The following is a 6440-nucleotide window of genomic DNA, read 5'->3' as shown; positions in this document are numbered from 1 at the left end:
CTAAATAAATCCACTTTCCTTTTTGGAAGCGCTTCGCTATATGGGTATATTATCCAACTGAAGAAGATATGCCTGTGGTTTAGGTTATACATCATTATAGCTCTCTTTGCTAAGAACTAATCCGTTTTCATTATAGCCTGAAATTAATTCGATAAGATATTTACCCAAGTCATTTGATGAAGTGATCAGTCCGCCGTCTGGATAATTAACCAAATTATAAAAAGCTAATTCTGTTTTTGTATTCGCATATAGCTTTGTATGATTTGTGAAATCAACTTCACTTGAAAACCAGCCCGTGCTTGACATTTTAAGGGGCTCAAAAATGTATTCTTTTGTAAATAAATTAAAAGGCTTACCAACAGCATTTTCTATGACCAAAGCAGCTAAACCTGCACCAATGTTAGAGTATGAAAAAAATGTACCAGGTTTCTTTCTTAAAAAGTATTTTTTCTTGTACCATTCCCCATATTTACTCAATATTTTTTTTAAAAATTCATCATAGGTCATCAATTCATTTGAAGGACGGAAATTGCTGTTGATTTTTTTACCATTATTATTTATTTCTTTTAAAACATATCCATTTTTCTCATATCTAGAGGGGTCAATTATACTTGAAGTATGTGTTGCTAAATGTCTGATTGTTATAGCTGTGTTTGGAAATTTTGGATTTATAACCTCAAAAGGTAAATAGTTATTTATGGGGTCATCTAAATTGAGTTTGCCTAATTCTTGTGCTTTTAGTAGCGAAATACCTATAAAGGTTTTAGAGATTGAAGCAATGTTTTGAATGGTGTTTTCTGTATAAGCTTTGTTTTTAAGTTTATCAGAATAACCAAACCCTTTTGTGTATAATATTTTATCTTGGTTTACAATGGCAACTGAGAATCCTACAATATGATTTTGTGCATATATACTAAGTAAATCTTGTGTTAGTTGCTCGTTAATTGAACTGCTAGACTGCCCAAAAGAAACAAGTGGAATAAACAGTAATAGTAGAATTAGTTTTTTCACATCCCAAATATAACAATTAACTAAACCTTATACTCCCCTTATAGAGGACTAGAAATACCTGATTTAAAAGAAGAGGATATGCCGGTGGTTTAGTTTGATTATTTTTTCTTTTTTTCTAATACATTTCCAATACCAGCACCAAAACATAAACCTAATGCAATCCACAATCCAACATTATCAGTAACACTACCAATTATAATTCCAGCAAGTAAACCTATTCCTGCTCCTATTGCTGTTTTAGATTCTTTCATACTTGTAATTTATAATAGTTTTTGGATATTTTTTTATTATGCACCTTGTTATCTAACCTTTATTTTCTTAGATATAACAATGTTTAATTAATCAAGTTTTTTCAATTTAACCACAAAAGAAATGTAGTGAATGAAATCAAGATAGTGAAAAACTCTGTTCCAGAAGGTAAAATAGTATTAACCACGTCAAACATTAATTAGCTATAAATTCGAATTTTACCCCTACTCTGGTTTTGTCCACCTCTATATTCAATAATTCGGCGATTGACGCTGCGATTTGATTTGAATATAATTGCTCTTGCACCTTAATTTCTCCCGTCGGTCTTACCCCTTTTCCAAAAGCTATTACCCAAACCTGATCGGCACCAATTATATCCTTACCATGAGCTGTCCATTTATCAATAGGTTTGGTTCCTCTTCCATGATCAGTCGTAATAATTAGTGTTGTATTTCCTTTATAAAATGGGTCACTTTCAACAAATTCCCATATTTCTTTTATAAAGGAATCAGTGGTATGGGCAGATTTTAAGTAAGCCTCGTAATTATCGTCATGAGCAAAATCATCTGTTTCACCATATGCAATATAAATTAAATTTGGATGTACTCTTCTCATATACTCCAATGCATAGTAATGAGTGAAAGCATCGTGTCGAACTGAATACCAAGGTTTCGGAATTTTTGTCTGTAATCCATTTAAAAATTTCTCCTTACTAGTCAGATCAACTCCCTCGGCCATTTTAAATCCTGCATTAACCTTAACACCAGAGCGTTCTTCGTTTATGATAAACGGAAAAACATCCCAACTCCCAAATGCACCAACCTTTCCTTTGTAATCTGGATGATTATTAGCAAGTTCTAAAATGGTTTTGTTGGGGTTGTTTATTTTATTGTTACTCTGTATTTTTTTATCTGCCTCTCCAGTTAAAATTTCATTGTACCCAGGATAAGAAAACCAATATTCATTGGTGAGGTTCATTTTACTTCCAAACAATCTATTCCCATGAATTTGTCCTATTTCATTTACTGAATTCCATACAAAAGGCATCAATTTCTTTCTCCTTTCAAATACAGTTTCGTCCCAGAAATTGTCTTTGAGCTGATCGGGATTTTGAACATAAAGATTGTTTGATATAAGGTCTTTATCGGCTCCTTTAAAAAGTTCCTGCCAGCGAAAACCGTCTACAGTAATTAATATAATTTTGGAAGAATCTTCAGTCTGAGCATTAAATTTTTGAGTTATACCACAAAGTAAAAATACTACAAATAATAAAATCCTATTTATATTCATGCTGTTTTGGTTCGCTTCAGATATTAGTGAATAATTCAAATAAATTATTTGGTAGATCCCCAAAACTAGCCCCCGACAAATTGGTTGTTATAACTATAATTGTATTTGAATGGGGGGCCATAAAAGCAAAAGTAGTTCCTCCTACTGATCCTCCAGTATGACCAAGCAAAATGTTATTGTTTTTATCGTAACGTGTTCGCCAACCTATACCATAACTAGTACTTTCTCCATAAATATTTTTTTGAGGGGTAGTCATTTCAGTTAAACTTTTTTTAGTTAAATATTTGAAGTCTGAATGAGCTAATAAAAATTTTGCTATATCTTCTGTAGTGGATATAAATCCTCCCCCAGCCCACTTCCAACTGTTATCAACTTCAGGACCAACCACCATTGTTTCGGTAGAATCTATTACATAATAAGTGACTTTTTCTATATCTATTAAATCCTTTTTTTCTGCGTGGGTATTATTCATTTTTAGTATATCAAAAACATTGGCTTGCATATAATCTAAAAATGGTTCGTCCGATTTATTTTCAATTATTACACTAAGTAGTGACCAGGCGTGGGTGGAATAATGATATTTTGTATCTGGTTTATGCAAAAGAGAATCCATTTTAAAAATATTCAAAGATTCCTTAACATTTGAAAAGTTTTTATTAATCATCATTTCACCATCTTTATAACTTCTTATTCCAGAAAGATGTCCAGCAATTTGCCTAGATGTAAATTCCCATCTCTTTCTGGGGTAATCTGGAACATAATCATAAATACTAGCATCCAAATCAATTTTTCCTTCCTCAACTAATTTCATTAAAGCAGAAGCAGCCATTGTTTTTGAAAAGCTCCCAATTCTAAATCTTGTATTAGAAGGCGAAATTTTTGTTTTTTTATCAATATCTGCGTAACCAAATCCTTTGGAGTAAATATTATTTCCATCTTTGAGAATTGTTACCGAAATACCCGGTAAATTATTTGTTTTAAGAGTATTTGAAATAAATTGATCTACCTTTATTTTTTCCTCGAAATATTGCTCATTTGATGAGCACCCAATGAATACTAAAAAGATTAACCCGAAAATAAATTGGAATTTTTTTTTCATTATAAATTAATTTTTACTTGTTAAAAAGTAATTATTAGTTGAGAAATTTTATGTTTTGTAGTAAGTTATAAAAGAAATCAATCCAATACTAGATTATTTGGAATGATTTTTTGTTTTATCTTCCTAATTAACTTTTATATTTCCAAGTATAGACCAACCCCCTTTTAAAGAGTTATCGCTTTTCCATGAACCCTCTAGAACTTCAATCTCATTAGAAAAAAGTATATAAGTGTTTCTGGGATCTAATCCCCAAGACAGATTCTTGGGTTTGTCTGCCATTGGCTGAATAATTCTAACTCCTAATTTATAATTTCCTTTAGAAATATTATTAACTGTTTTTCTAATATTAAAAGATTTCGTTGAGAAAACTTTAGTTAGATCAAATTCCACATCATAAACTTCTGCAGGGATGTCATCTTGATCAAGAAGGGCGAACTGTAAATCCCAATTATAATACATATGAGAAACTCCAATATTCTTTATCTCAAGTTGAATGGCTAATTCTTGATCACTATTAATAGATTCAGCAAAGATTGCATTTTGAATTTGATAGTTATAGCCCATCTTCTTGTGCATCAATTTAAAACCATTACAATTTTCACCATTTGGAAATTCATTACAAGGAGGTGCTTGAGATTTCATTGTTGAATAATGTCCTTTTTCTATCATATTTAAACCTCTTGAGGTAGAATACATTTCATCGTATTCTGTATTTAAAATTTGGGGAGGAACCTCTCCTCCAATAGGACCTTCCAGCCAGAGATTATTATCATTTACTGCCTCATCAAACTTATCACTATGATCATGTGGCATAAAATAATCGTTATGAAAGCCAATACTACCAGTATTGGATAAGGGTTCACGCCATGGATAACGACCCATAATTTTTAATGAATTTGCATTGTCTTTATACGTCTTTAATATTTTATTTTTTGAGCTTTCATTTATATAAAAAGGCTCACCAAATCCAAAAGTATGCCACTCCCCCCAATAACCCAGGATACCAATTTGGAGAGAATAAATTCTGGGATCATTATCAAAATAACTTATTAGTTGCTCTATCGCTTGAATGGATTCATTAATGAAATTCGGATCATTAAAATCTGTTACATATTTACCATTATCGTTTTGAAGTCGCGCAACCCCCATTTCAGAGTAAAGCCATTCGGGGCCATCTGAAGACTCCTCTTCCCCATACCAATCACAATAAAGTCTTAAAATTAAATGCCTCCCAATACTTCCTGGCCTGGAAATTACGTCTTCAACATAACTAAAATCAAATACTCCATTTACAGGTTCAAAATCTTTCCATTTCAAATATTGGAAACCCACTGATGCATAATCCTCATCATTCCACCAGCCGGAATTAAATCCTTTTAAGGGGTTTTTATCTGGTCCATCATTATTATTAAATATATGATCAATTAATACAACATCGGATATCTCTTCATTATCTATATCATTATTGGGCAAGGAATCTTTTTTACAAGAAAATAGAAATGTTAAGATTAAAAATCTTAATACATATAAGTTTATATTTTTCATTTAAATTAATTGAAAATTTGAATCAAATATATTAATATTTAAAACTCATCTAAATATATTATGTAATAGGTTTGAATCATTAAGAGTTTTAATAATCATTGTTAATTTTTAGATATTTTTTTTTCAGTTACTAAATAAACACCGAATATTATTAAAAGAGCAGCAAGCCACTGCAAGCCACCAAATTTTTCCCCATCCAAAATACCCCAACCTATAGCAACAATTGGAAGAAGATATGTAATAGAAACTGCAAAAACAGCTGAGGACAATTCAAGTAATCTATTAAACATAACTTTTGCTAAGGCAGTTCCAAGAAGAGATAGTATTAATAAATATCCAAGGGATAAAATAATTGCTTCATTATGATAAAAACCAACCCAATTAAAATTGGAAAAGAGTAAAATAAAAAAAGCTACGGGAGCAATCATCAAAAAATTTCCCTGTGCTATCGCTAACGGTGACACGTCCGAAAGTTTATTTTTTAAAATATTCACATTAACTCCGTAAAAAAAAGAGGCACAAACAACTAATAATGAATATTTTGGATCATTTGAGTTATTAAATGAAAACTCTTGAAAAACTAATAAAAGAGTTCCAATTAAACCCACTAAAACTCCTAGAACTTGCTTTTTCTTGATTTTAATCTGATAAAAAAAGAATGCAAATAATAGAGTAAATAAAGGAGTTAAACCGTTTAGAACTGAAGTAACAGAGCTATCAACTTCAGTCTCTGCAAAGGCAAATAAAAAAACTGGAAAAAAAGTACCATAAAATCCGGTATGAACAAGCCATTTCCATTGATTTTTAGTTAATTTTTTAAGCTTATCAACTCCAAAAAGTAAAAGGATTATTGTTGTAAATAGAATTCGAAAAGAACCTAACTGAATTGGCGTAAGACCAACTAAACCCTTTTTAATTAGGATATACGAACTGCCCCAAATTATAGAGAGCAATAATAAATAAGACCATTTTTTAAATGTAATTGACATTTATTTTTTTTGTTGTACAAAAATCAACATTTTTCAGGAAAAGTGATTATTAAAATTTAATATTTTGAATGAAAATTATTTTCGTTCTGCGACAATAGTCATCACACCATGAGAGGTCCTTTTGTTAAATAAATATTTTAATTTATGTATTATAATACCAAAAACATATTTCCAAAATTCTTTTTCCATACTTTTTGACCAATCTATTTGCTTAATCTCCATTTTACTCATCCAAGATAAATTATACGAATCTAATG

At 30.6% G+C, this 6440-nt stretch carries 6 protein-coding genes and 1 pseudogene; all 7 read right to left on the bottom strand.

The window, feature by feature from the left end; genetic code table 11:
- Positions 1-84: 84 nt before the first annotated feature.
- Positions 85-1011 carry a serine hydrolase domain-containing protein gene (locus AC3ATN_RS08195; protein WP_487532789.1) on the bottom strand — a complete coding sequence of 309 codons (927 nt, stop codon included), beginning with the start codon at positions 1009-1011 and terminating at the stop codon, positions 85-87.
- A gap of 98 nt (positions 1012-1109) precedes the next feature.
- Positions 1110-1262: a glycine zipper domain-containing protein gene (locus AC3ATN_RS08190; RefSeq protein ID WP_487532788.1), complete on the bottom strand. Its 153-nt coding sequence runs from the start codon at positions 1260-1262 to the stop codon at positions 1110-1112.
- 193 nt (positions 1263-1455) lie between these two features.
- Positions 1456-2589, bottom strand: a complete 1134-nt coding sequence (locus AC3ATN_RS08185) for an alkaline phosphatase family protein (RefSeq protein ID WP_487532787.1) — start codon at positions 2587-2589, stop codon at positions 1456-1458.
- On the bottom strand, positions 2567-3649 hold the full coding sequence (locus AC3ATN_RS08180; RefSeq protein ID WP_487532786.1) for a serine hydrolase domain-containing protein: 1083 nt from the start codon (positions 3647-3649) through the stop codon (positions 2567-2569). The genes AC3ATN_RS08185 and AC3ATN_RS08180 overlap by 23 nt, the downstream gene beginning before the upstream one ends.
- 123 nt (positions 3650-3772) lie before the next feature.
- Positions 3773-5194 carry a DUF4832 domain-containing protein gene (locus AC3ATN_RS08175; RefSeq protein WP_487532785.1) on the bottom strand — a complete coding sequence of 474 codons (1422 nt, stop codon included), beginning with the start codon at positions 5192-5194 and terminating at the stop codon, positions 3773-3775.
- Between the two features lie 101 nt (positions 5195-5295).
- Positions 5296-6183 (bottom strand): DMT family transporter, encoded by an 888-nt coding sequence (locus tag AC3ATN_RS08170; protein WP_487532784.1) that lies wholly within the window; start codon positions 6181-6183, stop codon positions 5296-5298.
- Positions 6184-6258: 75 nt separating this feature from the next.
- Positions 6259-6440, bottom strand: a pseudogene (locus tag AC3ATN_RS08165) (SAM-dependent methyltransferase); the annotation flags it as partial.

Source organism: Candidatus Marivariicella sp. (assembly GCF_983056325.1).
This window is presented reverse-complemented; position numbering and strand designations above follow the sequence as displayed.